Origin of the sequence: Desulfovibrio sp. ZJ200, from assembly GCF_011039095.1 — a bacterium.
GTDB lineage: Bacteria > Desulfobacterota > Desulfovibrionia > Desulfovibrionales > Desulfovibrionaceae > Desulfovibrio.
Genome location: NZ_JAAKEH010000042.1, coordinates 1 through 26,076, shown reverse-complemented (window position 1 = coordinate 26,076; position 26,076 = coordinate 1). Strand labels below are relative to the sequence as shown.

Here is a 26,076-nt window from a genome sequence, read left to right as displayed (position 1 = left end):
TTTTTATCAAGAAGGGCTTGCAATTCCCGAATCTCCTCGCATGAGAAACAACTTGGGCGATGGCCATTGGGTTTGGCTGATAATCGTTGGTTTTCACGGTAAGCTCTGACCCAATTGCAGATGCTAGCCGGGGTATAACCTAAAATATCTGCCAATTGCCTGGCTGTTGCTTTTCCATCAAGATACGCATGAACAGCCTTGGTTCGGATTTCTTCAGATGCAAATTTCATCTCTGCAATCTAAACGATTTTTAAATAAAATAAAAGTCAAATTGCTCTAGCAAAACGCTCTACTTCAGGGCATTCAAAATGGACTGCGCCGAAACCGTGCCCAGCGGTTTGCCGTCCACCACCACGGCAGGCAGCCTGTTGATGCCGTAATAACGACAGATCTGCACGGTCTGGTACAAATTCACATTGCCCGCATTGTAACAGTATTTGGCCACCGCCAACTCCTCGCGGGCGGGCACGGGCGGCCGCAGTCTGGAAAGATAGGCATAGTGGATGGGAAAATCCGAGGCATTGGCCGTGGCGTCATACTCATTGGTAAAGCGTTTCACGCCCCCGGCGCGCTTCTGCTCGGCCTTGACGGCGTTCCAGCGGGAGAGGGCGTAGCCCAGGTAAGGCATGGCCTGGCCCGGTCGGGAGTAAGAAATCCAGATGGCCAGGCCCATCAGGTCAGTGCCGTAATTTTCCTTGCTGTTGGCAAAGACGGCGATTTTGCACTGTCGGGGGGACAGCGATTTGGCGGCTTGCGTGACGGCCTGCCAGACTTTTTCACTTTGCGGCGCGGAAAAATCCAAAAGCGCCAGAATTTCATGCGGGGCCCTGGGGTCGCCAAAGACCACGGGATAAATTTCCTGCCGCCAATGCTTTCTGAAGGCGGCCTCGCCCTCAATGCGTTGTTCCCGGCCGCCGAGTTTTTTGAGCATTTGCGCGCCTTCGGCCGAAAGCTCGCGCGTGTTGGGCAGACGCTCATGCATATACGGGTTGAAAATGTTGGCAGCGCCGCCGGGTGCGCTTTCTCCAGGCTGCGTTGTTTTCACGTCCGCCCTGGTGGCCGCGGCCCGGCCTGTGCCGTCCGCGCCGCAGCCTGTCAGCAAGAATCCCAGAAGCACCGTACACACCACTACTCCGCGCATAGTACACCTCAGTAACGTTGGCATTTATAGTTCACACTCCTGGCCCCGGCAGAATCGCCAAAAGCCGCAGAGCCGTTATACTTCCATAGGGTCAGCCCTCATTAGAGCAGATTACCTTTGACTTTTTATGAAAGTCAAAGGTGGCATTCAGGCGAAAAACGCGGTTTTCGCCTGAATGTACGCCGCGTTGCGGCGGCTGCCGCTTTCGCGTCAGCAGAGCATTTTCAAAGTGAAAATGCTCTAAGCAAGGCAGGCGAGCGGGAATAACTTTGCGCTGCAACGCGGAGTGCTCCGGCCTGCGCGGCCTGGCGAGAAGGCATGGTAACGTCGCGAGGTTTTCACAAGGCGATTTCATCACACAAAGAGCCTTTTCATTGAGCTGCCCGCGCCGCCGGGCTTGCGCGCTTTCTCAACGCGACGCCGGGCAAAACAGCGTTGCGCAGCGCCGTCAGGTTTCCAGCGCCCGGACGGCATGCTCAAGATGCTGTAGCCAGATCTCCGCAAAAGCCGCATATTCCGCGGTGCCCTTGAGCACGGGCAGGCATTGGCGGCCGTGGGCCTCAATGCGCGAGCGCCACGACCGGCCGCCCTCCCCGGCCATGTCCTGCAGGGCGTGACGCCCCACCACCGAGAGCAGGGGCATAAGCCAGACCCTTGCGGAAACAAGCCGGGGCAGAATATCTTCCAACGCAACCGCGCCGTTCATTGTTCCCACATGCACGTGCGCGTCGAGCTGGCGCACGGCCCGCGCCAGATCCTCATAACGGGCCACGGCCGCATGGCGGGCTCCGTGGCCCATGAGCACCACGTCCTCGCCCGGGGCGCGCTCCGGCGGCAAATGGCGCATCAGGGCCAAAGCCGCCTGCTCCACATCCTGCGCCGTGGCCAGCAAGGGCGCGCCGACCCCGCAGATCAGCCCGTCCTCCGCGGCAGCTTCGTCCACAGCCGCGCAGACCTCGGCATGTTCCCTGCCCGGAATGGTTTGCAAGGGCTGCAACGCCACTTCCGTAAATTTTTCAAAGCTCAGCCTGCGCAGGGCCTTGCGCACGGAATCACTCTTCTGGCGGGCTCTGGCCAGGCGCTCGCGCAACAGCAACGACGTATAGGCCCAGCGCACGGGCACGCCCGGAAAACGCTCGCGCACCCGGGCGTCAAAACTTTTCAGGGCCTTTTGCCCCTGTGCGCTGCTGGCCCCGAAGGCCGTCAGAAGAATTGCGCGTCTCATACCTTTTTTGTACGACACTTGCTCAGGCGAGGCAAGACGACCGCAGCCCGCGCGAAAGCCGGTTGACCGTAACGGAGCGGCGGCATCTCAAAAATACTTTCACAAGAGCGGCAGCCTGGGCTGCGGGAGCAGACGCCGCAGCGATTTCAAAATGAAATTGCGTTAAAAGCGCGCTTCACTGCGCGGCCTGCGGCCTGGACAAGGCCGCGCCGACCGAAAAGGCGGATATTGACCCCTGTCCCCCCGAAAGGCTACAGTGCCCAATATGGCTACTGGAATCCGTCCCGCGCATGGACGGGCTGCGGTCGCCGGGGAGGTTCCGATGGCGAAGGCGCTGATTCTGGGCGGCGCTACGGGTCTTTTGGGGCAGGCGTTGCGGCGCGTGCTCACGGCCCGCGGCTGGCAGGCCGAAACGCTGGGCCGGGCAGACGGCAATCTGCAGGACATGGCTTTTCTCGAATCCCGTCTGGCGGACGTGGACGCGGATGTGGTCTTCAACGCCGTCGCCTGGACCCAGGTGGACGAGGCCGAGGATCATCCCGAAGAAGCCTTGCTCGTGAACCGCACATTGCCCGACGCCCTGGCCCGGATTCTCAAGGCGCGCGGGCGGGGCCGCCTTGTGCACTTCAGCACGGATTTCGTCTTTTCCGGGCCGCGCCAGCAACCCTGGACCGAAGAAGACGCGCCGCATCCCGCTTCAGTCTACGGCCGCACCAAACTTGCAGGCGAGGAAGCCGTGCTGCGCGGCCTGCCCGAACGGGCCTGCGTGGTGCGCACAGCCTGGCTGTTTGGCCCGGGGCGCAGAAATTTTGTGCAAACTATTCTTGAGGTCTGCCGCCGCCGCGATGCGATCAGTGTGGTTCATGATCAGACCGGCTCCCCGACGTACAGCCTGGATCTGGCCCAATGGAGCGTGGATCTGGCGGAAAAGCAAGCCACGGGGATCTGGCATGCGGTCAACGGCGGCCAGGCCAGTTGGTGCGAGCTGGCCTGCGAAGCCATTGCCCTCACGGCCTCGCCCTGCCGGGTGGAACCCGTGGCCTCGGCGCAATGGCCGCAAAAGGCCCAACGCCCCGCCTATTCCGTGCTGGATACCGGCAAACTGAGCGAATTTCTTGGCAAAAAGCCCCGGCCCTGGCCCCAGGCCCTGCGCGATTTTCTGTTCAGCGAATATGTGCCCGGCGCTCAGCCCGGCAATGAGGGAGCGCGTTGAGCAAAGCAGATGCCGCCGTGGCACGCTTGCACGGCCTTCAGAGCCCCGCTTCGCGCAAGGCGGCTGTTTCTGTTTCCGGGCTGGTCGCCTGCATGGCGCTCTTCTGCCTGATCTGGGCAGCGGCAGTTGCGCCCGCCCAGGCCCGCCCCCAAAATCTGCAGCAACTGGCCGCAATCAGCAACAAGTTGACGGAAACCAGCGTCAGCTACGGGGCCATTCCTTCGCTCTACCGGCCGCGCTATGACCGCGTGCAGGACGCGGACCTGAACATGAGCCGGGAGGATGTGGTCTTTGTGGTTATGCTGCCGGACGGCCCGCGCATTTTCCCCCAACGCTTCATGGTCTGGCATCAGGTGGTCAACGAGCTTATCGACGACGTGGCCTATGCCATCACCTACTGCCCCATCACCGGAACGCTGATGGCCTACAACGCCTCCATGGGCGGGCTGAACCTGATTTTCGATCTTGAAGGCCGCCTTTACGACGGCAACAGCGTGCTTATTGACCGCAATTCCGGCAGCCTCTGGCTTCAGGCAACGGGCATGGCCTTTGAAGGCCCGCTGCTGGGCCGGGGCATGCCCACCATCCCCGTGTACTGGACGACCTGGGGCGCGGCGCGCGCCGTATACCCCGACGCCCCGGTCCTGGCCCAGCCGCGCGGCAACCGCCCTTACGGCCGTGACCCCTACGGCAGCTACCTGAAAAAGGGCACCTATTACGACAACGACATTCTGGTCTATCCTGTGCAGCGCATTGACCGGCGCTTTCCCCGCAAAACGCCCATGCTCTGCCTGGAATACGAGGGCCTGCTGCTGGCGGTGGATATCAGCTATGTCAAGAAGAAAGGCGCGGTGAATTTCTTTCTTGGCCCCTCCGCCCTGCTGGCCGTGCATGATCCGCGGCTGGACGTGGTGCGGATCTTCAATCGCCAGATCTGGGCCGAACCTTTTCTGTTTGTAAGCCAATACGGCCGCCTTGTGGATCTCAACACCCGCAGCGTCTGGGAACCGGCCACGGGCAAGGCCCTGAAAGGAAATATGCAGGGCGCGTCCATGAAGCAGTATTTCGGCGGCTACTCCATGTGGTTCGCCTGGTACAGCCTGAACCCGGAAACCTTTGTGATACCCGGCCCGGGCGAAGTGCCGGCGAATCTGCTCTCCCTCAACCCGCCCGGCCGGGATGATCCTCCCAAGGATCTGACCGCGCCCGGCCCGAGCACGGCCCCGGACACGCCCCAGGCTCCGGTGCAGTCTCCGCCCGCGCAGAGGCAACGCCAGCCGGGAACGCCGTTGCCATGACTGCGCAACACGTCTTGCCGGGCATTACCATGCGGGTGATGCGCGATCCCGCAAGCGGCGAGCAGCGCGACGCTCTGGCCCGGGATTGGGCCCGCTTTTTCAGCGCCTTCAGCCCCGGGGGCCTGCCCTGGGTCATGCTGCCCAATGTGGAGGAGGACTGCCCGGCCCTGGCGCAAAGCCTTGGCGTGAATGCCCTGCTGCTTTCCGGCGGCGACGATCTCGGCGTCACGCCGGAGCGCGACCGCACGGAACAAGCGTTGCTGGCCTGGGCCGCGGCCCGGCATCTGCCGGTGATCGGCATCTGCCGGGGCATGCAGATGTTGCAGCATTTCTTCGGCGGGGGCCTGGTCCGGCTTGCGGTCGAGCGGCATGTGCGCGCCAGGCACCCCATCATCGGGCGGGGGCCGCAGGCGGCATCCGAAACGCGAGAGGTCAACTCCTACCACCAGTGGGGCCTGTTCCCCGAGCATTTGCCGCCGCAACTGGAAAGTCTGGCGCTCTGCGCAGCGGACAACAGCGTGGAGGCCCTGCGCGCCCGCAACCTGCCCTGGCTCGGCCTCATGTGGCATCCGGAGCGGGAGGTTGAAGCGCATCCCGCGGATCTGGAACTCTTCCGGCGTCATTGGGGGCTTGTCCCTTGAATCCGCCGGGCAGCCGCCATGGCTGTGGCGCGTTGCGGCAAAAGGCGCGTGAACGTATTTTCCTCGCCGCCCTTTCCGTCTCCTGCGCGCTTCCCCAGCGTGACACTCTTTGCCCCTGGATATGGCACAACTCTTGCTTATACCCTGCACACAGCCAAGGGGAAGGAGTATGCGTCAATCTTTTGGAACCAAGGCAGAAACCCTGACCTGTCTCGCGGATCAGGGCTTTCCCGTGCCGCCGAGCTATTTTTTTGAAGCCCGCCAATGGCGCAGCGATCCGCATCAGGTGCTGCGCGCCATCCAGAGCCGCTTTCCGCGCGGCGACCTCGCCGTGCGCTCCTCGGCCCGTTGCGAAGACGGCAACGAGCAATCCCTGGCCGGCGCTTTCCAGAGCATTTTGCATGTGCCTTCGCAGGATGCGTCCGAACTGGGCAGCGCCATCGACAGTGTGATTTCCGTTTTTCGCGACGAGCGTGATCAGGTGCTGGTGCAGCCCATGATCGGCGAAGTGACCATGTGCGGGGTGGCCATGACCCGCGCCCTGGAAGACGGCTCGCCGTATTATGTGATCAATTATGACGATGTTTCCGGCCGCACCGACACTGTCACCGGCGGCATTGGCGTCAGCAAGACCGTCTGCATTTACAAGGGCGTCAAGCCCGAATATTTCGACTCGCCGCGCCTGCGGCGCGTGCTTGAGATGCTGCGCGGGCTGGAGCGTCATTACGGCCAGACGCCGCTGGACGTGGAATTTGCCGTGGACAGCGCCGGGAACGTGCATCTTCTGCAAGTGCGGCGCATCTGCGCCGCCAAGCGTTGGCGCGCCAACGCGGGTCTGGGCGTTTCACGCCGCATTCGGCATGTGGAAGCCTATGTCAAGGAAATCATGCGGCCACGCCCGGAACTTTTCGGGCAGCGCACGCTGCTCGGGATCATGCCGGACTGGAACCCGGCGGAAATTATCGGCGTCACCCCGCGGCCCCTGGCCATGAGCCTCTACCGGGAGCTGATCACCAGCCGCATCTGGAGCCTGGCGCGGGAGCGCATGGGCTACCGTTGCCTGCCGCCCACGGAGCTGATGCTCTCCCTGGCCGGGCGGCCATATATCGACGTGCGGGCGAGCTTCAACTCCTTTTTGCCCGCGGGTCTGCCCGCGGCCGCCTGCGAAAAGCTGATCAACGCCTGGCTGGACAGGCTGGACGCCAACCCGGCGCTGCATGACAAAGTGGAATTTGAAATCGCGCATACTGTGCTGGATTTCGATTTTGACCAAAGTTTCGACGCGCGCTATCCGGGTCTGCTCTCTCCGGCGCAGCGCCTGGCCTTCAAGGCAGGTTTGCGGCGCCTGGCCAACAGGGCGCTGAAGCCCGGCGGCAGCCTTGACGCGGCGCTGGCCGACGCGCAGGCTCTGGAGAAAAAACAAAAGGCGCTTATGCCGCCCCGGCCCACGGCTTCTTCGGGCTTTGCCCTGGTCGCAACGCTTTCGCCCTTGCTGGAAGAATGCCGCCAGCTCGGCACCCTGCCCTTTTCCATTGCCGCGCGCCATGCGTTCATGGCCGAATCCCTGTTGCGCTCGGCGGTTCGGCGCGGCGCGTTGAGTCCGGAGCGCCTCCAGGCCTTCAAATGCAGCGTGCGCACGGTGTCCGGCGAACTGTCGCGCGATTTCCGCGCAGCCTGCCAAAGCGGGGCGGCCCGGCGCGCCTTTCTGCGCCAATACGGGCATCTGCGCCCCGGCACCTATGACATCATGACCCCCTGCTACGCGCAACGTGAAGATCTTTTTGAAATCGCCGATCTGCCCGAATCGCGCCAGGCGCCCTGCCGTTTCCGTCTCCGCGCCGCGGAGCGCAAAGCCATGGCCGCCCTGCTGGATGAGGCGGGCCTGGACTGCGGGCCCGAACATCTTCTCAACTATGCGCGCACGGCCATAGCCGGGCGGGAATGGATCAAATTCGTCTTCAGCCGCCATATCTGCGCTGTGCTCGAGAACCTGGCCGCCTGGGGCGAGACGCTGGAACTGACGCGCGAGCAGATCTCCATGCTCAATGTGGATATGGTGATCAACGGCCTGTACGCGCCCCTGCCCGCCGAGGCCCGCAAATACTATCTCAAGCTGATCGAGGCTCAGCGTCAGGGATACGAGCTGGCGCATTCTTTCCGTCTCTCGCATTTGATCCGCTCGCCGCGCGACGTCTATGTGGCGGCCCAGCAGCGCAGCGTGCCCAATTTCATCACCTCCAAGCGCCTGGAAGCGCCGGTGATCCACTTGACGGGCAGCGGCGCGGGCCTCAGGCTGAACGGGGCCATTGTCTGCATTGAAAGCGCGGACCCGGGCTATGACTGGCTGTTCACGCGCGGCATTGCCGGGCTTGTCACCCGCTACGGCGGAACCAACTCGCATATGGCCATCCGCTGCGCGGAATATAATCTGCCCGCGGCCATCGGCTGCGGGGGCATTTTGTTTGAGCGCATCTGCAAGGCCCGCTCCGGCCTTCTGGACTGCGCCGGCAAGCTGATCATGCCGCTGCACGAGGGCAACTGAGATGATTGCCGTTCTTCTGGCAGCCGGGCGCGGATCGCGTTTGCGCGAACTCACGGCCCGAAAACCCAAGTGCCTGGTGGAGATCGCGGGCAAGCCGCTGCTGCGCTGGCAGTGCGAGGCCCTGCGGGGAGCCGGAGCCGCGCGCATCCTGGTGGTCCGCGGCTATCTGTCCCACAGCCTCACGCCCGAAGCCGCCGGGCTTGAGGCCGGATCGTTTGAAACCGTGGAGAATCCGCGCTGGGAACAGAGCAATATGCTCTCCTCCCTGCTCTGCGCCGGGCCGTGGCTGGAAAGGGCCTTTACGCAGGGGGAAAACGCGGCCACGATCAGTTATTCCGATATTGTCTATCCGCCGGAGCATGTGCGCGCCCTGTCAGCCTGCGCGGAGCCTCTTGCCGTGGCGTATGATCTGTGCTGGGAGCAGCTCTGGCGGCTGCGTTTCACTGATCCCCTGCTTGACGCGGAGACCTTTCGCCAGACGGACGGTCTGTTGCGTGAAATCGGCGGCAAGCCGCAAAATATTGCAGAAGTTCAGGGGCAATATATGGGCCTGATTCGGGTGACGCCTCACGGTTGGGCGCTGATCCGCCAAACCTGCGCCGAACTGGGCGAGGCTGTGGCGCGCATGGATATGACCGGCTTTCTGCGCCTTTTGATCGGCAGGGGCATCCGCGTGGGGGCCGTGCCCGTGCAGGGGCGCTGGTGCGAAGTGGACAATCAGGAGGACCTGCGGCGCTATGAGCAGGCTCTGCGCAGCGAAAGCTGGCCGCATGACTGGCGGCGCTGCATGGTGTGCGCTTGAAACTATTCCTCTCTCAGATGCGCCACATGCTGCCCTGGCTGCGGCTATGCGCGTGCAGGCCGGTGAAGAACGCTTTGCCCGTTTTATTGAGCATATTCGAGAAGTAACCAGGGATATTCCGGTCATTGAGGCCGCATATCTCACGCGCGCCTGGATCGCGCGGAACAAAACCGCGCATCCTTTGCGGGCGTAGCGCACAACCCCAGGGGGAGAAGATGAAAACGGAATGGGATTACACGCAGCTTGCAGATGCCTATCTGAAACGTCCTGATTACGCGCCTTCGGCACTGCAGGAGCTTTTTCAGATTGCCGGACTCCAGCCGGGCGATAACGTATGCGACATCGGCGCGGGCGTGGCCCATCTCACTCTCCCTCTGGCCGCCTTCGGATGCAGGGTTGACGCAGTGGAACCCAACGACGCCATGCGCGCCAACGGGCAGCGGCGTACCGCGCATCTGCCTGCCGTGTTCTGGAGCGAAGGGACAGGTGAGGCCACGGGACGCCCCTCAGGTCTGTACGACTTTGTGACTTTCGGCTCCTCCTTTAACGCCTGTGACCGGAGCAAGGCCCTGTCTGAAACGCACAGATTACTCAAGCCCGGCAAATATTTCGCCTGCCTCTGGAATCATCGGGATCTGGACGATCCCATCCAGAAACGCATTGAGGAGATCATCAAAATGTCCATTCCTTCCTACAGCTATGGAACCCGCAGGGAGGATCAGACGGAGGTCATCGCGGCGTCGGGGCTGTTTGACGCGGCGCGGCAGGTCGAGGGGCGCATCCTCTGGGAACAGGACATAGCGGATACGGTACAAGCCTGGCGGTCCCACGCCACCCTGCATCGGCAGGCGGGAGACCATTTCGGCGCAATCATTGAGAACATATCGGACTATCTGAACTCGCTGGGTCGGGAGAGCATCACAATCCCCTACACTACGCGGGCCTGGATAGCACGGCGAAAGGAGTGACCATGCCAGTGTCAGGTATCTCATCCCGCGGGCGCGTGATCTGGCTCACCGGTCTTTCGGGCGCGGGCAAAAGCACTCTGGCCCGCGCCCTGATGCCGCATCTGCCCGGGGCCGTGCTGTTGGACGGCGACGATCTGCGCGCCGTACTCGGCGCGGAGACTTCCGGCTTTGACCGGCAAAGCCGCCTCCGACTGGCCATGATCTATGCCCGTTTCTGCAAGCTGCTGGCCGATCAGGGGCATACGGTGGTCATTGCCACCATTTCCCTCTTCCATGAGGTGCATGCCTGGAACCGCGCCCATGTGCCGGGCTACCTGGAAGTCTGGCTGGAAAGCCCGGAAGAGGTGCGGCGCGCCCGCGACCCCAAAGGCCTGTATGCCGCCGCAGCACAGGGAGAAATGCGCCAGATGGCCGGGCAGGACACGCCGGTGGATGTGCCCCTTGCCCCGCATTTGACTCTGGATACGGCCGCGCTGTCTCCGGCGCAATGCCTGGAAGCGCTTCTGAAGCTTCTGCGAGAAAAATAAATGCCCAGCCCGCACCTTGCCGTTTATCTCGCGGCCCGCAGCCTGCTCTATTTCCGGCATGTCCTGTCTCATCTGCCCGCTGATGAGGTGGATATTCTTGTGCCGCGCGCCTTGTGCGCGGATCAAAATCCGCCAAACCCCACGCTCGCGGCCCTGCGAGGGCAAGGCTACGCCGTCTTGCCGGACGACGCGGCGCGCGGCCCCTATGGCGCGCTGGCCGTGGCGGGCGTGCCGGATCTGCTCAATCATCCCCATCTTTCCCTTTTGGCCGAACGGCGCGTGCTTATGCTGCATGCCACAACCTTTTTGCCTAGGCTTGCGCATGCCGAATACAGCCACTTTCTGTGCATGTATGAGCGCCAGGCCCGTCAGGCGGCAGGCGCGGCCGCCCGGCCGCCGGCCGGCAAAGCGGAAAATGCGCAAGCCGTCCAGGAGTTCGCCCATGCCGGGCTTTACCAGTTGGGAGAGTGGGAAACACGCCGTCATGAAGACAAAAACGCCTTGCGCCGGGAATTGGCGCAAGGCCTGAATATCGCCATACCTTGCGGCAAAAGGATTGTCTTTTACTGCGGCGGCCTGCTTGACTGCCCGCAGGAGCAAATCCGAACCGTGTTGCACCTGTCGCGGCATTATTTCGTCATTTTCAAGCCTTATTATTTTCTTCCCGAGCACCAGATTTTGCTGGGAGCCCCATCCACAGCCACGATTCAGGATACCCTGACCGTTGCCCCGGGCTGCATGCGCTTTGCAGCCGATGTTATTCTCGCCTCTCCGCTTTCGGGCGTTTTCACCACCTGCCTGATGCTGGGCCTTGCGGTGCTGCCGCTGCTCACGGAACATCAGGCGCTGCCGCAGGCGCGAGAAACATTTGTGCCCTGGCAAAACGTCCTTGCCGCGCACAATGAAGAACAGCGCCTGGCCGGGCTTCTGGGCGGCGTCTTCAGTACCGACCGGCTTCCCGCCCTGGAGAAACGCATGGAAGACGGCGTATACTGGCGCAAGTATACGCAATGCCTGCCCCTGGTGCAGCGAAAATTCTTCGGCAGGTATGCAACGGAAGGCGCGGCCCGGTATGCCGCCCGCCTTTTGCTGCGCGTGGCGCTGCGCGGCAGCTTCGGCCCGGATACCTTTCTGCGCCGTCCCCGGCCCGTAGGCTCAGCGTAAATTCCGGGCAACAGGGCTGAGGCGCAGCAGCACAGCCGCGCCTGCCAGCAAAGGACGACGCGCCAGCACCCGCAGCCCGGCTTCCTGAGCCAATCCTTCAAGGCCGCCCCGGGCCAGAAAGTCCGCAAAAACCGGACCGGTTGCGAAACAGGGCCAGAGCTGCGGCAGACAACGCACGAGGAGCGCGGCGGGCAGCTCCAGATTGCGTTCCGCGGGTTTGAAATCCGCGGCCAGCAATTCGCCGCCGGCCTGAGCCGCCAGGGCCAGAAAAGTCGCGCCTTCCTCGAACGACAGATAAAAAAGCCTGTACGCCAGGCGGATGCGGAGCGCGCCGCGGGGGGCAATGCCTTGTGTTTCCACAGCGAGCCGCCGCAGTTCGGCCCAAGAGGGATTGAGCAGGGCCGCGCTGGCTTGCGCCGGCCAGGGGACGCGCGAGCGCAAGACTGCCAAAGGGAAAAAACGTGGTTCCGCGCCGCTGCCGCACGACATGCTTACGCTCGTGCGCGGCTGCCCGGCGCGCCGCGCTCAGCCCCGCTCAGCCGCTCCAACAAAGCCGCGCGCGCCGGGCCGTAGGGCGGAACCGGGGGCAGCGCCTCCAGAAGACGGCGGGCATGACCGTCCTCCACGAATTGACGGCGGCTGGTCGCAAAATGCATGTCAAAAAACCAGGTGCCGAGCAGCACGCGAAAATCATTGACGCTGCGCAAATCGGCATATGCGGCCACACGGCCTTCCGCGGCCGCGCGCAGCACGGCTTCGCCCGACAGGGCGGGATCATCCGGCAAATTCAGCACCACGGTAGGGCTGCAGGGTCCGGGCCCGCTCAAGTGCTCGTCTATGATCCGTAAAATATCCAGCTTGTCGGCGTCGCGCACCACATGCGCGGCCAGTTCCACAGTGCGCGGCAGATGCGCGGGCAGGGCGAAGCGGTTATGCAGGCCCACTGCTGCCAGCACGGTTTTGCGCGTCCGGGCGTCTTCGCCGGCCAGCCGCGCCTCGCGCTTGAGAATTTTCACGCCCAGCAGGCCGTGATTGCATGACTCGCGATCCCGGAAAGTATGAAAGCGCAGATACTGCTCAAAGCGGCCCAGATCATGATAGAGCGCGGCCAGCAGGCAGGCTCTGGCCAGAGGCGGCTCGAATTTTTCGTGCAGCGCCATGCGGCGGGCATTTTCCAGGACAGCGCGCGTGTGCGCTGCCTTCAAATCCAGCGGAGCCGCATCATGGAGCTCCCTGGCGCGCTTGCGCGCGGCATATCCCGCAAACCATTGCTCGTGCAGGCTGATGTCCGAATTCATGCTTTTTGGTGTACGCCGGGCCTTGGCGCAAGGCAAGCCGCGGGGCGCGCCGGCAGCACAAGCGCATTTCTTTTCTTGGCATATCCATATAACCTGGTAAATTATCTGTATAAATATTTCTGTCGCTGCCTGGGCGGCAAAGAGGCCCTGCGGCCTCCAAAGCCTGCGAATCCGAGGCCTTTCAGGAGTCCGCCTCAGGGCCGTGCCCCCGATGCAGCAGCCGTTATCTTGAGGGGTGGCCGGCAATTTGCTACACTACGTTTTCTGCGGTCGACCGCCGCGCCCGGCAAAACTTTTTTTGTCCGCGGCCGCTCGCGTGGGCAGCGTGTTTCGCCTGAGGAGCTCTCATGTCCGATTTCGTGCATCTGCATTGCCATACCGAATACAGTCTTCTGGACGGCGCCATCCGCATCAAGGATCTCTGCGCCCGCGCCAAGGATTACGGCATGCCCGCCTGCGCCGTCACGGATCACGGCAACATGTTCGGCGCGGCCTACTTTTACACGGCCTGCAAGGATTTCGGCATCAAGCCCATTTTCGGCTGCGAGGTCTACGTCTGCCGCGATCATACGGACAAAAGCCCGGAAACGGGCAAACGACGCCATCATCTGATCCTCCTGGCCCAGAACGAGCTGGGCTATCACAATCTGGTCAAGCTGGTCAGCCACGGTTTTCTGGACGGCTTTTACTACAAGCCGCGCGTGGACAAGACCCTGCTGCGCCGTTACGCCGAGGGTCTGATCTGCCTTTCGGCCTGCCTCGCGGGCGAGATTCCCCGCGCCATTCTGGCCGGGGACATGGATGCGGCCCTGAACCTGACCAAAGAATACGCGGATATTTATCCCGGCCGCTTTTATCTGGAATTGCAATCCAACGGCCTGGCCCAGCAGGAAACCGTGAACACTGCCCTGCTGGAACTGGCGGAAACCGCCAACCTGCCCCTGGTGGCCACCAACGACTGCCACTATCTCAACGCCGACGACGCCGACGCGCACGAGGTTCTGCTCTGCATCCAGACCCAGACCACCATGGACGACCCCAAACGCATGCGCTTTGAGACGCGCGAGCTCTACTACAAGTCCGTGGAGGAGATGGAAAAGCCCTTCGCCCATGTGCCCGAGGCCCTGGCCAATACCATGCGCATTGCGGAATCCTGCAATGTGGAGCTGGATTTCGGCCACCATTATTTCCCGGTCTACCAACTGCCCGAAGGGGCCAGCATGGAGTCGGAGTTCCGCCGTCTGGCCGAGGCAGGTCTGGAAAAGCGCCTGGAAAAGCATCCGGATCGCGAGAACATCGACCCGGCGCGCTATCGCCAACGCCTGCAATACGAAATCAACGTCATTCTGGAGATGGGCTTTCCCGGCTATTTTTTAATCGTGCAGGAATTCATCAACTGGGCCAAAAACAATCATATCCCGGTAGGGCCGGGGCGCGGCTCCGCGGCGGGCTCCCTGGTGGCCTGGGCTCTGCGCATCACCAACCTGGACCCTTTGCCCTATAATCTGCTTTTTGAGCGTTTTTTGAACAATGAGCGCGTCTCCCTGCCGGATATTGACGTGGACTTCTGCGAGCGCCGCCGGGGCGACGTGATCCGCCATATGGTGGAGACCTACGGCGAGGGCTCGGTGGCGCAAATCACCACATTCGGCACCATGAAGGCCAAGGGCGTGGTGCGCGACGTGGGCCGGGCCCTGGGCATGACCTTTGCGGAGACGGATCGCATTGCCAAACTGGTGCCCGGCGACCTCAAAATGACCATCAAAAAGGCTCTGGACATGGAGCCGGACCTGAAAAAACTCTATGAGGAGGACCAGACGGTCAGGCATTTGCTGGATACGGCCCTGCGCCTGGAAGGGCTGGCCCGGCATGCGTCCACCCACGCCGCCGGGCTGGTTGTCTCGGACAAGCCCATGGAGGAATACCTGCCCCTGTACCTGGGCAAGCGCGGCGAACTTGTGACCCAGTTCGACGGCCCCATGACCGAAAAGGTCGGGCTGGTCAAATTCGACTTTCTGGGCCTGAAGACCATGACCCTGATCCAGGACACCCTGGACAACATCAGCCTGCAGGGCCAGACCCCGCCGGATCTGGACAATCTGCCGCTCACCGATGCCGCAACCTATGATCTCTATGCCCGCGGCGACACGGACGGCGTGTTTCAGGTGGAAAGCTCGGGCATGCGCCAGTATCTGCGCATGCTGCGGCCCACCTGCTTTGAGGACGTCATCGCCATGCTGGCGCTCTACCGGCCCGGGCCTCTGGGGTCGGGCATGGTGGAAGAGTTCATCAAGCGCAAGCACGGCCAGGTGCCGGTGGTCTACCCGCATAAGTCGCTTACCGAATGTCTGCGCGACACCTACGGCGTCATTGTCTATCAGGAACAGGTCATGCAGATCGCCCAGATCATCGCCAGCTATACGCTGGGCGGGGCGGATCTGTTGCGCCGGGCCATGGGCAAGAAAAAGGCCGAGGCCATGGCCAGGGAGCGCGTGACCTTTGTGGCCGGCGCGGAAAAAAACGGCATTGCCGAGGAAAAGGCCAACGAGATTTTCGACCTGATGGAAAAATTCGCCGAATACGGCTTCAACAAGTCCCATTCGGCGGCCTACGCCCTGATCTCCTATTATACGGCCTATCTCAAGGTGCATTACAAGGTGGAGTTCATGGCCGCCCTGCTCACCTCGGAAATGGGCAACCAGGACAAATTGCTGAAATACGTCTCCTGCTGCAAAGACATGGGCATCGACGTGGTCCAGCCCTCGGTGAACCGGAGCCAGCGCGAATTCACCGCGCATGCGGGCAAGGTGATCTTCGGCCTGGGCGGCATCAAGAACGTGGGCGACGAGGCCATCCGCGAAATTGTGGAGGCGCGCAGGGGAGGCGGCGAATATCTCTCCTTTCTGGATCTCTGCTGCCGGGTCAATCTGCGCAAGGTCACCAAGCGGGTGCTGGAATCTTTGATCAAGGGCGGGGCCTGCGACTGCTTCGGCGTCAGCAGGGCGGGCCTGCTGGCCGCGGTGGAAGCCGCGGTGGCCCGCGCCCAGAAAAAGGCCAGGGAGAAAAATTCCAACCAGGTTTCCCTGCTGGCCATGACGCCTGCGGCTGAAGCCGCGCCCCTGCCCGGCATCGGCTTTGACTGCCCTGAAGCCGGGCTGCCCGAAATGGCGGACGACCTGAAATTACGGGGCGAGAAGGAAGCTCTGGGCTTTTTTCTCACCAGCCACCCGCTCCAGCCCTACAGCCGCGAGATCCGCCGCCTGCGCCTGACCACCCTGGAAGACGCGCGGGAAATGTTTGCCGGCGCGGAAATCACCAGCGCGGTGCTGGTGACCAGCGTCAAGGAAGTGCTCACCAAATCCAAGGGCGAGCGCATGGCCTTTGTGGGCGTGGAGGATCTGACCGGCCACGCGGAAGTGACCTTTTTCCCGCGGGCCTATGCCGAAGCGCGCGAGTTGATCCGGGCCGAGCAGCCCCTGTGCCTCACGGCCCGCCTGGACAGCCAGGGCGACACTGCCCCGGAAACGGACGAGGAAAATGAAGACGCTCCGCGCGAGCTCAAGCTGCTGGGCCAGAGCGTGCGCCCCCTGGCTGAAGCCTGCGGCCAGAGTGACACGCCGGTCTGCGTGCAGATCCCGGCGCACCGTCTCAGCCGGGAAGACATGCAGGCGCTGAAAAATATTCTTGAAACCCATCCCGGCCCGGTGGAAGCGCACGCCCTGATTCTCCTGGACGGTTGCCAATGTCACCTGCGCCTGGACGACGCCCTGAAGGTGCAGCCAGGGCCGGAACTGGACAAGGCATTGGCCGCCTGGGCTTCCTAGAGCATTTTTTGATTGAACTCTATTCATTTTCAATCAAAAAATGCTCTAACGCTGTCGCCAGAGCGATCAGGAATCGTACAGGGTAAAGCCGTTTTTGCCGTGCTGTTTGGTATGGTACAGGGCTCTGTCCGCATTCTTGTACAGCGTTTCAAACTCCGCGCCGGCCTCCGGCGCCAGGGCCACGCCGATGCTGACGGAAACGGGGCAGGTCTTCACGCCGTCCGTAACATCATGGCGCATGGCCGTCACCACGCTCAGAGCCTTTTTCTCCGCCCACTCCCGTGACGGCGCGCGGACGAGCGCCACGAACTCATCCCCGCCGATGCGCCCGATGATGTCGTTCTCCTGAAACTCTTTTTTCAGCAATTCCGCGAAATCCGCAATGACCGTATCGCCCACGGCATGGCCGCAGCTGTCATTCACATTCTTGAAATTATCAATATCCAGGATGAAAAAGGCAAAGGCTTCTCCCGGGTGACGCAACAGGCGCTGCTGGATATACTCCTGGGTGGCCGCTTTATTGTAAAGGCCGGTCAGGGAATCGCGCTGCATTTTTTCCAGCAGATGCTGCTCGTGTTCTTTTTCCCTGTCCACATTCTGGCGATACATCAACATCCGCACCGAGCCGTCCTCATCCCAATGAAAAATGCGGGCCGTAAGGCGCAGCCAGTGATAGTCGGGCCTGGCGTCATTGGAAATCATAAAGTCATAGCGCAGGCAGTCGCCGCCCTCCTTATAGACGCGCAAGGCATTCTTGCGGCTGAATGTGGCCAGATAGCCCTGGCGATATTCGGTTTTGATCTGTTTTTTGGCGATAATCCGCAAGGCTTCGTCATAGGGCGTGTTCCTCGGCACGCCCAGACTTTCAAAATAGCTTTCGGTCGCCTCGCTGGCTGCGCGGTTATGCGTAATGTCGACTTCATAAATGTTTTCGTACAGCTTTCCGGTTTCCACCTGAAAAACCGAACTGCGCTTTTTTTCTTCCGCCACGGCCAATTTGACAAGCCGCATATTATGCCCGCGAAGAATGCAGGTGGTGACGATCAGGACGGGAGCGACTATCATCAGAAGGACCATAATGCCGGTAAGAAACTGCCGTTTGGTCTGCTCCGCCAGCACGTCAGCGTCATTGTCGATAATCAGATGCCACTCCAGATTTGGCACATATTTCGCCACAAGATAGCCCTTACGCCCTTTTGCGGCATACCAGAAATATTGGCATTTTTCTTTTTCAGAAAGAATCCGTTCCTTGAGATCCCTGAATTCAGGCAATGCAAAAAGATCCGTCTTCCTGAATCCGGTCTTATCCATGGAAAGTTCAATCATGCCCTGATTGTCAATCAGGTAGACCTTCACATCGAATTGCGTTTCGTACTCTTTGAATATCTTCTGTAAATAATCGACGCGAAAGCCAACCCCCACCACGCCGATCACGGAGCCCGCCTTGTTTTTTATTTTACAGTTGATAAAAACGACAATTTCATTATGCGCCGCTTCGTCGTTATCAATATTCAGCGCATACTCGTCAGGAGATGCAAGAAAGGAATAATACCATGTATTTTCAGCGTTATCCGGCGTCAGAACGCGGTCGATGCCTTCAAAATGGTAATAGCGATTCGTTTTCGTGGATACCAGAAATACGGCATCATAGTTGTATTTTTCTTTATACGTTGAAATATAATTCTTTATTGTGTTTAAAAATGCTTCATTACCAGGTATCAGGTCTTCTGTTTCAAGGAAATCTTTAAGAAAATTGTCATTTGCAATTGTCATCGCGATATGGATAGGCTTTGTAAAGATTGAATCAATATCATTATAAATACATTTTTCCGTCAGCAGAGCCACCTGCTCCATATCTTTTTTAAAAATTTCCCTGTTATAATGATAATTATGAATAAAAATGCACATAAATCCCAAAATAATTATGGCGAAAATGAGAAGATTCGTTCTCAGCAGCACATGTCTTTTCATCCTTGCCTTCTTCCCCTCGCACGCCCTTGCGCGCTGCCGCAGGAAAAGAAGAGCCTTTTTACGCGCCCAAAGGCCTCCTTCCCTTCCTCTTCCGCGCTTTCAAGAGACGATATACTGTATATAAGCTTTTCTCGCTAGGATAGCTGTTCAAATGTTCTTTGTCAATGTTCACCCGCCCTGGAAGGATTCACTTTCAGCGTAAAATTTCTTTCTCAACCATGTAAAATTACAATGGATTTTTTACGAAAATCATCTCAAAGGCGAACCCCTCGCGAAAGGAGCGTACTCTGACGGTACGCTCCTTACGCAAAAAGCGCAGCTTGACAAAGCCAACAGGCCAGCGTCAGCCGTCGCCGCTCCAGCGGCATACGGAGAACGGCAGCGATTTCTTTGGGCTGCAGAGCAAGAACCGCTTGAAAGGCAGCTCCCTGGCCCGCACGGATGATCGTATCAAGGTCAGATGGTGATCCTGGCTCCCAGCAGCCTGGCAAAAGCGGCAATCCAGGCCGGGTGCGCGGGCCAGGCCGGAGCCGTGACCAGATTGCCATCGACGACGGCGTTGGTAAAGGATTCATTGGCCTCGCTCCACTGAGCCCCGGCATCCACCACGTCAGGCTTCACCGCCGGATAGGCAGTGCAGGCGCAACCTTTGAGAATCCCCGCGGAAACCAGGATCTGCGGGCCGTGGCACACAGCGGCAATGGGCTTTTGGGCCGCGTGGAATTCGCGCACGATTTCCAGAATGCGCTGGTTCAGGCGCAGGTACTCGGGGGCGCGTCCGCCGGGGACCACCAGACCGGCATACTCCCCGGTATCGACCTTGTCGAAATCATAGTTGATCGCGAAATTGTGGCCGCGCTTTTCAGAGTAGGTCTGATCGCCCTCAAAGTCATGGATGGCGGTGCGCACCACATCGCCTGGCTTTTTGCCGGGGCAGACGGCATGCACCTCATAGCCCAGCATCTGCAACATCTGAAACGGCACCATCACTTCATAATCTTCCACATAATCACCGGCAAGCAAGAGAATCTTTTTCATCATTTCACTCCTCGGGCGGCCCGCTCAGGCCGCCTTCATGGCCCCGTCGGGGGCCCGGTTGACGAATTCGCGGCAGGGGGGCGTAAGCCGCCCTTGCCATTATCAATGCAGCCTCTTATATATGCAAGCAAAGCTCATCCGCAAGCCCGGCGGGCAACCAGGCCGGGCTGAAATCCAGACTGCCGAGGTGCTCCATGCCCATGTACGATTTTCTCTGCACAGCCTGCGGAACAAAATTTGAAGAACTGATCCACGGCGACGCGGCTCCGACCTGCCCGCAATGCGGCTCCACAGCTACGCAACGCCAAATGAGCGCCCCGAGCCCTCTGAAAACCGGGGCTTTCCCTTACAAGCCCGGGCCGGTGCGGCCCCTGGGCAGAGGCATGCCTTCTTGCGGCAGCGGGGGCTGCGGCAGCCCGGCAGGCGCCAGAGGGGGCTTTTCCTGAGCAAAATAACCGCAATCCGTTGGATTGCACGATACACTGTGCGGTTTTGGGCTCAGGCCAAAGGCCGCGGGGCGGCCTTTGCGCCGCCGGGCTGAAAGGGCACGCGCGCAAGAAAAGCCCTGGCCTTTGGCAAGGGGGGGATTCACCTTTGAGATGATTTCATAAAAAAATTCGTTTTGAATTTCAGATGGTTGCAATATCATTTCCATTGAAAGCGTGAGTGTCTCCGGCAAGGGCTTTTCTTGCTTTCTCCCCCGCCCTGAGATACAATTTTTCATTATACTTTGCAGCAGGAAGGAAGCTATGCTCCACAGCATGACCGGCTTTGGCCGCTGTCTGGTGGAAAATGCCGATATTACCCAGCAGTGGGAAATCAAAAGCGTCAACGGCCGTCATCTGGATCTCAAGTGGCGGCTGCCCATAGCGGTGCGCAGCCTTGAGCCGCGCCTGGAAAAAGTGGTGCGGCGCTTCGCCTCCAGAGGCCGGGTGGACATCAGCCTTCAATTGCACTATGCGGCCGGGGCCGCGCCGACGCCGCGTTTTGACAGCATGCAGGCCGCGGCCATGCTCCAAAGCCTGCGCGAACTGGCCACAGCGCGCGGCGACAGCTTTACCCCGGATTACAACGCCTTGCTGCAACTGTCTTTTCTGTGGGGCGACACCGGCGACGAGCTCGACGACGCCATGAGCGCAAATCTGGAGGCAGGCCTGGCACTCGCTCTGGAAGACTGGGACGAAGCCCGCGCCGACGAAGGTCGCGCGCTCGCCACGGACATTCACTCGCGCATCCTGCGCATGGAAGAATGGACGGGGCTGATTGCCGAGCGCGCCCCGGCCATCAGGGAAGAGCGCGCCAATATGCTGCGGGAGCGCCTGGGCGATGCTCTTGCGCAAAACGGTCAGGAGCTGGAAGAAAGCCGCTTCCTGCAGGAAATCGTCATTCTGGCCGACCGCCTGGATGTGAGCGAGGAGCTGACCCGTCTGGGCACCCATCTGGAGCGCCTGCGCAATCTTCTGCAAAGCGGCAAGGATGCCGGACGCCGCCTGGATTTCACGCTTCAGGAGTGCTTCCGCGAGATCAATACCTGCGGCAACAAGCTGCCGGACGTGCAGCTTTCGCGGCTGGTCGTGGACTTTAAAAACGAGCTCGAAAAATGCCGCGAGCAAGTTCAGAATCTGGAATAGGCTCCCATGCGCGGCGATCGTCTGATCAACATAGGCTTCGGCAATTATGTGCTGGCCGGCAGGGTGGTAAGCATTGTCAGCCCTTCCTCCTCGCCCATGAAGCGCCTGCGCGAAGACGCGCGGGCCGAGGGGCGGCTGATTGACGCCACCCAGGGGCGCAAGACGCGCTCCATCCTGGTGACGGATTCCAACCATGTGCTCCTTTCCTCCATCCAGCCTGAAACCATCAGCCAGCGCTTTGCGCAGGAGGAAGGGAGCTGATGCGGCGCGAAGGCATAGCGCTGGTTGTGAGCGCGCCGTCCGGCGCGGGCAAGACCACGCTGATCAAGCGGCTTCTGGCGGAATTTCCGCATTTCGGCTATTCTGTTTCCTGCACGACGCGCAAGCCGCGCGCGGGCGAGATCAACGGCAAGGATTACATTTTCTTGAGCCATGAGGACTTCCAACGCCGCCGCGCGGAAAACTATTTCGCAGAGTGGGCCGAGGTGCACGGCAATTTTTACGGCACGCCGTTGCAACCGGTAAAGACCCTGCTGCGCGAAGGCCGCGACATGCTCTTCGACATCGACGTCCAGGGCGCGGCCCAGCTCAAGCTGACGCTGGAGGAGGCCACCTTTGCCTTCATCCTGCCGCCGAGCATGGAAGAGCTGGAACGCCGCCTGCGCGCGCGCGATCTGGACGACGAAGCCACCATTGAGCGCCGGCTGGCCAACGCGCGCCGGGAAATGCGCCAGGCCCGCTGGTATGACGCGCTGCTGGTCAATGACGAGCTTGATGCGGCCTACGACGCTCTGCGCGCCGTATATCTGGCTGCCACGCTGTCGCCGAAGCGCAACCCGCGCCTGCTGGAAAGTCTGCTCGGCCCTGGCCGCGATCCGGAACCTGCACAAGAGGCGGAAAACGCATGGCGCAACTGATCGTCGCCCTGGATTTTCCCCGCCAGGAGGCCGCGCTTTCCCTGGCCCGGGAGCTGCGGGGTTTCGTGCCCTGGTGCAAAGTGGGCATGGAGCTTTTCACCGTGGGCGGCCCTGCGCTGATTGAGTCGCTCAAGCATTTGCACTATAATGTTTTTCTGGATTTGAAATTTTACGATATTCCGCACACCGTAGGGCAGGCAGTCAAGGCGGCCGCCTCGTTGGGCATTGATATGCTGACCCTGCACTGCCAGGGTGGAGAGCGGATGTGCCGGGAAGCCGCGGAGGCGGCGTCCGGCATGGCCAGCGGCAAGCCTTTGCTTTTCGGGGTCACGGTATTGACCAGCTTTATGCCCGGCGAAATGCCCGGCATCAGCGCCGCGCCCGCCGAGCATGCCCTGACTCTGGCACACGGCGCGCAGACCTGGGGGCTGGACGGCGTGGTCTGCTCCGGGCATGAAGCCGGACACATCAAGACGGCTTTGCCGGGTCTGCAATGTCTTTGCCCGGGCATCCGCCCGGCTGGAAGCGCGGCCGGAGATCAGCGCCGGATTATGACTCCGGCCAAGGCCGTGGCCCAGGGCGCGGACTTTCTGGTCGTGGGCAGACCCATTCTGGAAGCGCCCTCCCCAGTGGAAGCCGCACGGCGCATTCTGGCGGAAATGGCTGCCGGCTGCGCCCTCTAGAAAATTTTGCTTTTGAAATTGTCCAATTTCAAAAGCGGCGCTGCCATCATTTCCCCGCAAGCGGGACAAGCCCCGCAAGCGGGGCAAGCGCCTGAAAAGCGTGGTTTTCAGGCTCATTGCTTCAGCCGTTGCGACGAAGGAAGCTACGGATGAAGACAGCAACTGGTTACTGCGACAGCCAGCCAACGCAACCGCTGTCGCTATCCGTAAGCAAGCAAAGCTTGCTAACGGCTACCGCCGGCGCGGGCAAACCGCAGCGACTGAAGGCAGCCCGCACCTGTGCGGCGTTACGGCATTGCACAGCTATGATGCCTTAACGGCAATTTCAGGCGTAACATGCCTTGTTGAGGAAGATCATGCCCAAAGAACAAATCCCCGCGGCCCCGGCGGCAAACGCCCCGCAGGCCGCCGCGGCCCCGACCTCCAGTGCCGAGGCGAGCAAGACTGAAGTGCGCGGCGTCTTTTCCACTCAGGAAATCCGCAAGGTAGGCACCGGCACCACCACGCGCAAAACCGTGCAGAAAACCTTCTGGTTTATTGAACAGCACGGCGATGTCATCGAATGTCAGCCCTTGAACCCCAATTATGTGCCCAGCGGTCCGAAGCGTAAAATCACCATGGACGAACTGATCGGCAAGTTCGCGCCCGAGCCGGAGTTTTACATGAACTCCGTCTATCCCAAGATGCAGGAAATGCAACGCTCCGTCGACAACGGCGACAGTCACAGGGAGAAAGGCGAAACCTTTGCCGCCGAATATGAATATTCCCGCGCGCTCAAGATAGACGAGGAAAACGTGCGGGCCAACTTCGGCATCGGCCTCACCTATCTGGAACGGGGCGACGCGGAAAAAGCCCAGGACATTTTCGCGCGGCTGGTCAAGCTGGATGGCGCCTTTGAGCCCGAGCACAAGCATTTGTTCAATGAATTCGGAATCAATCTGCGCAAGAACAAGATGCTGCAGCAATCCCTTGAATATTACCAGCGCGCTCTGCAACTCTCGCAAAGCGACGAAAATTTATATATGAACATGGCCCGCGTGCTGCTGGAAACAAAAGACATCAACGGCTGCATTGATCATCTGCTCAAGGCCCTGGAAATAGCGCCCAGCCACGAGCCCTCCATCAAGTTTCTGGCCTGGCTGATCCAAAAGAACCTGGTGCCCGAAGATCGCCTGGAAACCGTGCGCGAAGCCCTGCGCGCTCTGACCCAGACCGCCCAGCAAACTCCTGCCCAGGGCTCCCAGCAAGCCCCGGCCCAAGCCGCCCAGCAAGCTCCTGCCAAGGCCGCCCAGCAAGCCCCTGCCCAGGGCTCCCAACAAGCTCCGGCCAAGGCCTGACGCCCGCCGTGAAAAGCTGGCAGTTCCGGCAAGGTCCGCCCGGCGCGCCGCCCAGGGCTTGGGCCGAAAAACTTTCCATCTCGCCGCTCCTGTTGGAAATCCTTTGGCGACGGGGCCTTACCGAAGCCCGTTGCATGGATGATTTTCTTTCCGCGCGGCTGAATGCTCTGACCGCGCCGGCTTGCTGGCCCCAGATTCCCCAGGCCGCGGAACTCCTTGCGCAGGAATTGGCCGCCGGAAAAAAGCTCGCGGTCTGGGGCGATTACGATGTGGACGGGATTACCGCCACCTGTCTGGTGCTGGATGTTCTGGAGGCTCACGGCCTTACGGCCGTCTGGCATATTCCGGATCGCCGCGCCGAGGGCTACGGCCTCAATATCCAGGGTGTTGAAGCTCTTGCCGCGCAGGGCTGCGGCATTCTGCTCAGCGTGGACTGCGGCATTGCCGATGTGGACGCCGTGCGCCGCGCGCGCGATCTGGGCATGACCGTGATCATCACCGATCACCACCTTCCCCCGGCCCAACTGCCCCTGGCCCACGCGCTGTGCAATCCCAGGCTGGGCCCGCAGGAGGACTCGCCCTGCCCGCATCTGGCCGGCGTGGGCGTGGCCTTTTACCTCATGGCCGGGCTCAACGCGCTGCTCTCTGCCCGGACCGGCAAACGCTGCAAGATGGACGAGGTTCTGGATCTCGTGGCTCTGGGCACCCTGGCCGACGTCATGCGCCTGACCGGCGAAAACCGCATTCTGGTGCGCGGCGGTCTGGCCAGACTGGCCGCCGCGGCTCGCCCCGGCATGGCGGCTCTGAAAGTGGTCAGCGGCTTTGACGCGGCCGCGGCCCTGAGCTCCGGGCAGACGGTCTTTCGACTGGCTCCGCGGATCAATGCCGCCGGGCGCATGGGCAAGGCGGATCTGGCCCTGCAACTGCTGCGGGAAAAGGATCATGCGGTCGCCGCCGCCCTGGCCGCTCAACTGGACGCGCTGAACACGGAGCGCCGCCTGGAGGAAGAGCGCATCCTGGCCGCGGCGCGCGAGCAGGCCCAGGAACTTCTGGCGCAAGGGCCACGGGCGGGTCTTGTGCTCTACGGCCCGGACTGGCATCCCGGCATTGTGGGGATTGTCGCTTCCCGCATTGTGGACGAATTTTACCGGCCCACCATTATTCTTTGCGATGATCAGGGCTGCCTCAAGGGCTCGGGCCGTTCCGTGCGGGAGTTTGATTTGCACGCCGGCCTGACCCGCACAGCGCACTGCCTGCTGGGCTTCGGCGGGCACCGGCTGGCAGCCGGAGTGCGCCTTGAGCCTCGCTGCCTCAATGAATTTCGCGCGCAATTCGAGGCCGCGGCGGCCGAGGCATTGGGGCCGGAGCCGCTCAGCCCCAGCCTGACCCTGGAATGCGAGCTGGATTTCGCCAAAGCGTCCGAGCACCGTTTTTTAAAGGAACTGGAGCTCTTGCAGCCCTTTGGTCCGGGCAATGCCGAACCCGTTTTCGCCTCGCCGCCGCTGCTGGTCAAGGAGCGCACTTTTCTGGGCCACAGCCGGGAACACGTCCTGCTCAAAGTGCAGGATCAAAAAAGCGGCATCACCCTTCCCGCAAAGGCCTGGCGCATGGCCGAGGCTCTGCCGCCCTCGCTGGTGGGTCAGACCATTCTTCTGGCCTACACGCTCCGCCTGGACATGTACAACGGCATAGCGTCGGTGGATCTGGGCATCAAGGACTGGCGCCCCGCCTAGAGCATTTTCTCTTTGAAAATGCTCTGCTGACGCGAAAGCGGCAGCCGCCGCAACGCGGCGTACATTCAGGCGAAAACCGCGTTTTTCGCCTGAATGCCACCTTTGACTTTCATAAAAAGTCAA

General features: G+C 61.1%; 25 protein-coding genes. 17 read left to right on the top strand and 8 right to left on the bottom strand.

The window, feature by feature from the left end; translation table 11 throughout:
- From G7Y52_RS11465 to G7Y52_RS11450, 4 genes are all read right to left on the bottom strand, one after another.
- Positions 1 to 230 (bottom strand): helix-turn-helix domain-containing protein (locus G7Y52_RS11465; protein ID WP_165065509.1); only part of this gene is annotated, 230 nt, incomplete at its 3' end.
- A gap of 59 nt (positions 231 to 289) precedes the next feature.
- Positions 290 to 1,141, bottom strand: a complete 852-nt coding sequence (locus G7Y52_RS11460) for a hypothetical protein (protein ID WP_165072039.1) — start codon at positions 1,139 to 1,141, stop codon at positions 290 to 292.
- A gap of 91 nt (positions 1,142 to 1,232) precedes the next feature.
- Positions 1,233 to 1,421 (bottom strand): hypothetical protein, encoded by a 189-nt coding sequence (locus G7Y52_RS11455; protein WP_165072037.1) that lies wholly within the window; start codon positions 1,419 to 1,421, stop codon positions 1,233 to 1,235.
- Positions 1,422 to 1,589: 168 nt separating this feature from the next.
- Positions 1,590 to 2,366, bottom strand: coding sequence for a sirohydrochlorin cobaltochelatase (locus G7Y52_RS11450; protein WP_165072035.1), 777 nt, complete (start codon positions 2,364 to 2,366; stop codon positions 1,590 to 1,592).
- Between the two features lie 322 nt (positions 2,367 to 2,688).
- Here G7Y52_RS11450 and rfbD point away from each other — a divergent pair, with 322 nt between their 5' ends.
- From rfbD to G7Y52_RS11405, 9 genes are all read left to right on the top strand, one after another.
- Positions 2,689 to 3,579 (top strand): dTDP-4-dehydrorhamnose reductase, encoded by an 891-nt coding sequence (gene rfbD, locus G7Y52_RS11445; RefSeq protein ID WP_165072033.1) that lies wholly within the window; start codon positions 2,689 to 2,691, stop codon positions 3,577 to 3,579.
- Positions 3,580 to 3,596: 17 nt separating this feature from the next.
- Positions 3,597 to 4,877: a DUF3179 domain-containing (seleno)protein gene (locus G7Y52_RS11440; RefSeq protein ID WP_241159720.1), complete on the top strand. Its 1,281-nt coding sequence runs from the start codon at positions 3,597 to 3,599 to the stop codon at positions 4,875 to 4,877.
- Positions 4,874 to 5,518 (top strand): gamma-glutamyl-gamma-aminobutyrate hydrolase family protein, encoded by a 645-nt coding sequence (locus tag G7Y52_RS11435; protein ID WP_165072028.1) that lies wholly within the window; start codon positions 4,874 to 4,876, stop codon positions 5,516 to 5,518. The genes G7Y52_RS11440 and G7Y52_RS11435 overlap by 4 nt, the downstream gene beginning before the upstream one ends.
- A gap of 169 nt (positions 5,519 to 5,687) precedes the next feature.
- A complete protein-coding gene (locus tag G7Y52_RS11430; RefSeq protein WP_165072026.1) occupies positions 5,688 to 8,060 on the top strand; it encodes a PEP-utilizing enzyme in 2,373 nt (790 codons plus the stop codon).
- Position 8,061: 1 nt separating this feature from the next.
- Entirely contained in the window at positions 8,062 to 8,862 is an 801-nt protein-coding gene (locus G7Y52_RS11425; RefSeq protein ID WP_165072024.1) for a phosphocholine cytidylyltransferase family protein, read from the top strand.
- A 46-nt stretch (positions 8,863 to 8,908) separates the two neighbouring features.
- On the top strand, positions 8,909 to 9,055 hold the full coding sequence (locus G7Y52_RS11420; RefSeq protein WP_165072022.1) for a hypothetical protein: 147 nt from the start codon (positions 8,909 to 8,911) through the stop codon (positions 9,053 to 9,055).
- A 22-nt stretch (positions 9,056 to 9,077) separates the two neighbouring features.
- Positions 9,078 to 9,830 carry a class I SAM-dependent methyltransferase gene (locus G7Y52_RS11415; protein ID WP_165072020.1) on the top strand — a complete coding sequence of 251 codons (753 nt, stop codon included), beginning with the start codon at positions 9,078 to 9,080 and terminating at the stop codon, positions 9,828 to 9,830.
- Between the two features lie 2 nt (positions 9,831 to 9,832).
- On the top strand, positions 9,833 to 10,357 hold the full coding sequence (locus G7Y52_RS11410) for an adenylyl-sulfate kinase (protein ID WP_165072018.1): 525 nt from the start codon (positions 9,833 to 9,835) through the stop codon (positions 10,355 to 10,357).
- Entirely contained in the window at positions 10,358 to 11,521 is a 1,164-nt protein-coding gene (locus tag G7Y52_RS11405) for a hypothetical protein (RefSeq protein ID WP_165072016.1), read from the top strand.
- Here the strand turns inward: G7Y52_RS11405 and G7Y52_RS11400 are convergent.
- Both G7Y52_RS11400 and G7Y52_RS11395 read right to left on the bottom strand, forming a co-directional pair.
- Positions 11,513 to 12,010 (bottom strand): hypothetical protein, encoded by a 498-nt coding sequence (locus G7Y52_RS11400; RefSeq protein ID WP_165072014.1) that lies wholly within the window; start codon positions 12,008 to 12,010, stop codon positions 11,513 to 11,515. The genes G7Y52_RS11405 and G7Y52_RS11400 overlap by 9 nt on opposite strands.
- A 2-nt stretch (positions 12,011 to 12,012) precedes the next feature.
- The gene (locus G7Y52_RS11395) at positions 12,013 to 12,819 is read right to left on the bottom strand and encodes an HD domain-containing protein (RefSeq protein ID WP_165072012.1); all 807 of its coding nucleotides are present in this window, start codon (positions 12,817 to 12,819) and stop codon (positions 12,013 to 12,015) included.
- A gap of 347 nt (positions 12,820 to 13,166) precedes the next feature.
- On the opposite strand from G7Y52_RS11395, the gene dnaE reads away from it, so the two are divergent.
- Positions 13,167 to 16,643, top strand: coding sequence for a DNA polymerase III subunit alpha (gene dnaE, locus G7Y52_RS11390; RefSeq protein WP_165072010.1), 3,477 nt, complete (start codon positions 13,167 to 13,169; stop codon positions 16,641 to 16,643).
- A gap of 66 nt (positions 16,644 to 16,709) precedes the next feature.
- Here the strand turns inward: dnaE and G7Y52_RS11385 are convergent, their stop codons facing one another.
- Positions 16,710 to 18,497 carry a diguanylate cyclase gene (locus tag G7Y52_RS11385; RefSeq protein WP_277424310.1) on the bottom strand — a complete coding sequence of 596 codons (1,788 nt, stop codon included), beginning with the start codon at positions 18,495 to 18,497 and terminating at the stop codon, positions 16,710 to 16,712.
- 573 nt (positions 18,498 to 19,070) lie between these two features.
- Complete coding sequence (locus tag G7Y52_RS11380; RefSeq protein WP_165072041.1) at positions 19,071 to 19,652, bottom strand: DJ-1/PfpI family protein; 582 nt, start codon at positions 19,650 to 19,652, stop codon at positions 19,071 to 19,073.
- 194 nt (positions 19,653 to 19,846) lie between these two features.
- Between G7Y52_RS11380 and G7Y52_RS11375 the strand changes: the two genes are divergently transcribed.
- The 7 genes from G7Y52_RS11375 (at position 19,847) to recJ (ending at position 25,953) form a co-directional block, all read left to right on the top strand.
- Entirely contained in the window at positions 19,847 to 20,098 is a 252-nt protein-coding gene (locus G7Y52_RS11375) for a zinc ribbon domain-containing protein (protein WP_165072006.1), read from the top strand.
- Between the two features lie 303 nt (positions 20,099 to 20,401).
- The gene (locus G7Y52_RS11370) at positions 20,402 to 21,283 is read left to right on the top strand and encodes a YicC/YloC family endoribonuclease (protein ID WP_165072004.1); all 882 of its coding nucleotides are present in this window, start codon (positions 20,402 to 20,404) and stop codon (positions 21,281 to 21,283) included.
- A 6-nt stretch (positions 21,284 to 21,289) separates the two neighbouring features.
- Positions 21,290 to 21,544: a DUF370 domain-containing protein gene (locus tag G7Y52_RS11365; RefSeq protein ID WP_165072002.1), complete on the top strand. Its 255-nt coding sequence runs from the start codon at positions 21,290 to 21,292 to the stop codon at positions 21,542 to 21,544.
- Positions 21,544 to 22,200, top strand: a complete 657-nt coding sequence (gene gmk, locus G7Y52_RS11360) for a guanylate kinase (RefSeq protein WP_165072000.1) — start codon at positions 21,544 to 21,546, stop codon at positions 22,198 to 22,200. Before G7Y52_RS11365 ends, gmk begins: the two co-directional genes overlap by 1 nt.
- Positions 22,188 to 22,883 carry an orotidine-5'-phosphate decarboxylase gene (pyrF, locus tag G7Y52_RS11355; protein ID WP_165071998.1) on the top strand — a complete coding sequence of 232 codons (696 nt, stop codon included), beginning with the start codon at positions 22,188 to 22,190 and terminating at the stop codon, positions 22,881 to 22,883. Before gmk ends, pyrF begins: the two co-directional genes overlap by 13 nt.
- A 356-nt stretch (positions 22,884 to 23,239) precedes the next feature.
- Positions 23,240 to 24,220 (top strand): tetratricopeptide repeat protein, encoded by a 981-nt coding sequence (locus G7Y52_RS11350; RefSeq protein WP_165069439.1) that lies wholly within the window; start codon positions 23,240 to 23,242, stop codon positions 24,218 to 24,220.
- Between the two features lie 8 nt (positions 24,221 to 24,228).
- Positions 24,229 to 25,953: a single-stranded-DNA-specific exonuclease RecJ gene (gene recJ, locus G7Y52_RS11345; protein WP_165069436.1), complete on the top strand. Its 1,725-nt coding sequence runs from the start codon at positions 24,229 to 24,231 to the stop codon at positions 25,951 to 25,953.
- Positions 25,954 to 26,076: the final 123 nt, after the last annotated feature.

Bases quoted from the DNA above. Each gene is read 5' to 3' on its own strand.
- G7Y52_RS11460 (WP_165072039.1), bottom strand. From the start codon at position 1,141: ATGCGCGGAGTAGTGGTGTGTACGGTGCTTCTGGGATTCTTGCTGACA.
- G7Y52_RS11450 (WP_165072035.1), bottom strand. From the start codon at position 2,366: ATGAGACGCGCAATTCTTCTGACGGCCTTCGGGGCCAGCAGCGCACAG.
- rfbD (WP_165072033.1), top strand. From the start codon at position 2,689: ATGGCGAAGGCGCTGATTCTGGGCGGCGCTACGGGTCTTTTGGGGCAG.
- G7Y52_RS11435 (WP_165072028.1), top strand. From the start codon at position 4,874: ATGACTGCGCAACACGTCTTGCCGGGCATTACCATGCGGGTGATGCGC.
- G7Y52_RS11430 (WP_165072026.1), top strand. From the start codon at position 5,688: ATGCGTCAATCTTTTGGAACCAAGGCAGAAACCCTGACCTGTCTCGCG.
- G7Y52_RS11425 (WP_165072024.1), top strand. From the start codon at position 8,062: ATGATTGCCGTTCTTCTGGCAGCCGGGCGCGGATCGCGTTTGCGCGAA.
- G7Y52_RS11420 (WP_165072022.1), top strand. From the start codon at position 8,909: ATGCGCGTGCAGGCCGGTGAAGAACGCTTTGCCCGTTTTATTGAGCAT.
- G7Y52_RS11415 (WP_165072020.1), top strand. From the start codon at position 9,078: ATGAAAACGGAATGGGATTACACGCAGCTTGCAGATGCCTATCTGAAA.
- G7Y52_RS11410 (WP_165072018.1), top strand. From the start codon at position 9,833: ATGCCAGTGTCAGGTATCTCATCCCGCGGGCGCGTGATCTGGCTCACC.
- G7Y52_RS11405 (WP_165072016.1), top strand. From the start codon at position 10,358: ATGCCCAGCCCGCACCTTGCCGTTTATCTCGCGGCCCGCAGCCTGCTC.
- G7Y52_RS11400 (WP_165072014.1), bottom strand. From the start codon at position 12,010: ATGTCGTGCGGCAGCGGCGCGGAACCACGTTTTTTCCCTTTGGCAGTC.
- G7Y52_RS11395 (WP_165072012.1), bottom strand. From the start codon at position 12,819: ATGAATTCGGACATCAGCCTGCACGAGCAATGGTTTGCGGGATATGCC.
- dnaE (WP_165072010.1), top strand. From the start codon at position 13,167: ATGTCCGATTTCGTGCATCTGCATTGCCATACCGAATACAGTCTTCTG.
- G7Y52_RS11385 (WP_277424310.1), bottom strand. From the start codon at position 18,497: ATGGAGCAGGTGGCTCTGCTGACGGAAAAATGTATTTATAATGATATT.
- G7Y52_RS11380 (WP_165072041.1), bottom strand. From the start codon at position 19,652: ATGAAAAAGATTCTCTTGCTTGCCGGTGATTATGTGGAAGATTATGAA.
- G7Y52_RS11375 (WP_165072006.1), top strand. From the start codon at position 19,847: ATGCCCATGTACGATTTTCTCTGCACAGCCTGCGGAACAAAATTTGAA.
- G7Y52_RS11370 (WP_165072004.1), top strand. From the start codon at position 20,402: ATGCTCCACAGCATGACCGGCTTTGGCCGCTGTCTGGTGGAAAATGCC.
- G7Y52_RS11365 (WP_165072002.1), top strand. From the start codon at position 21,290: ATGCGCGGCGATCGTCTGATCAACATAGGCTTCGGCAATTATGTGCTG.
- gmk (WP_165072000.1), top strand. From the start codon at position 21,544: ATGCGGCGCGAAGGCATAGCGCTGGTTGTGAGCGCGCCGTCCGGCGCG.
- pyrF (WP_165071998.1), top strand. From the start codon at position 22,188: ATGGCGCAACTGATCGTCGCCCTGGATTTTCCCCGCCAGGAGGCCGCG.
- G7Y52_RS11350 (WP_165069439.1), top strand. From the start codon at position 23,240: ATGCCCAAAGAACAAATCCCCGCGGCCCCGGCGGCAAACGCCCCGCAG.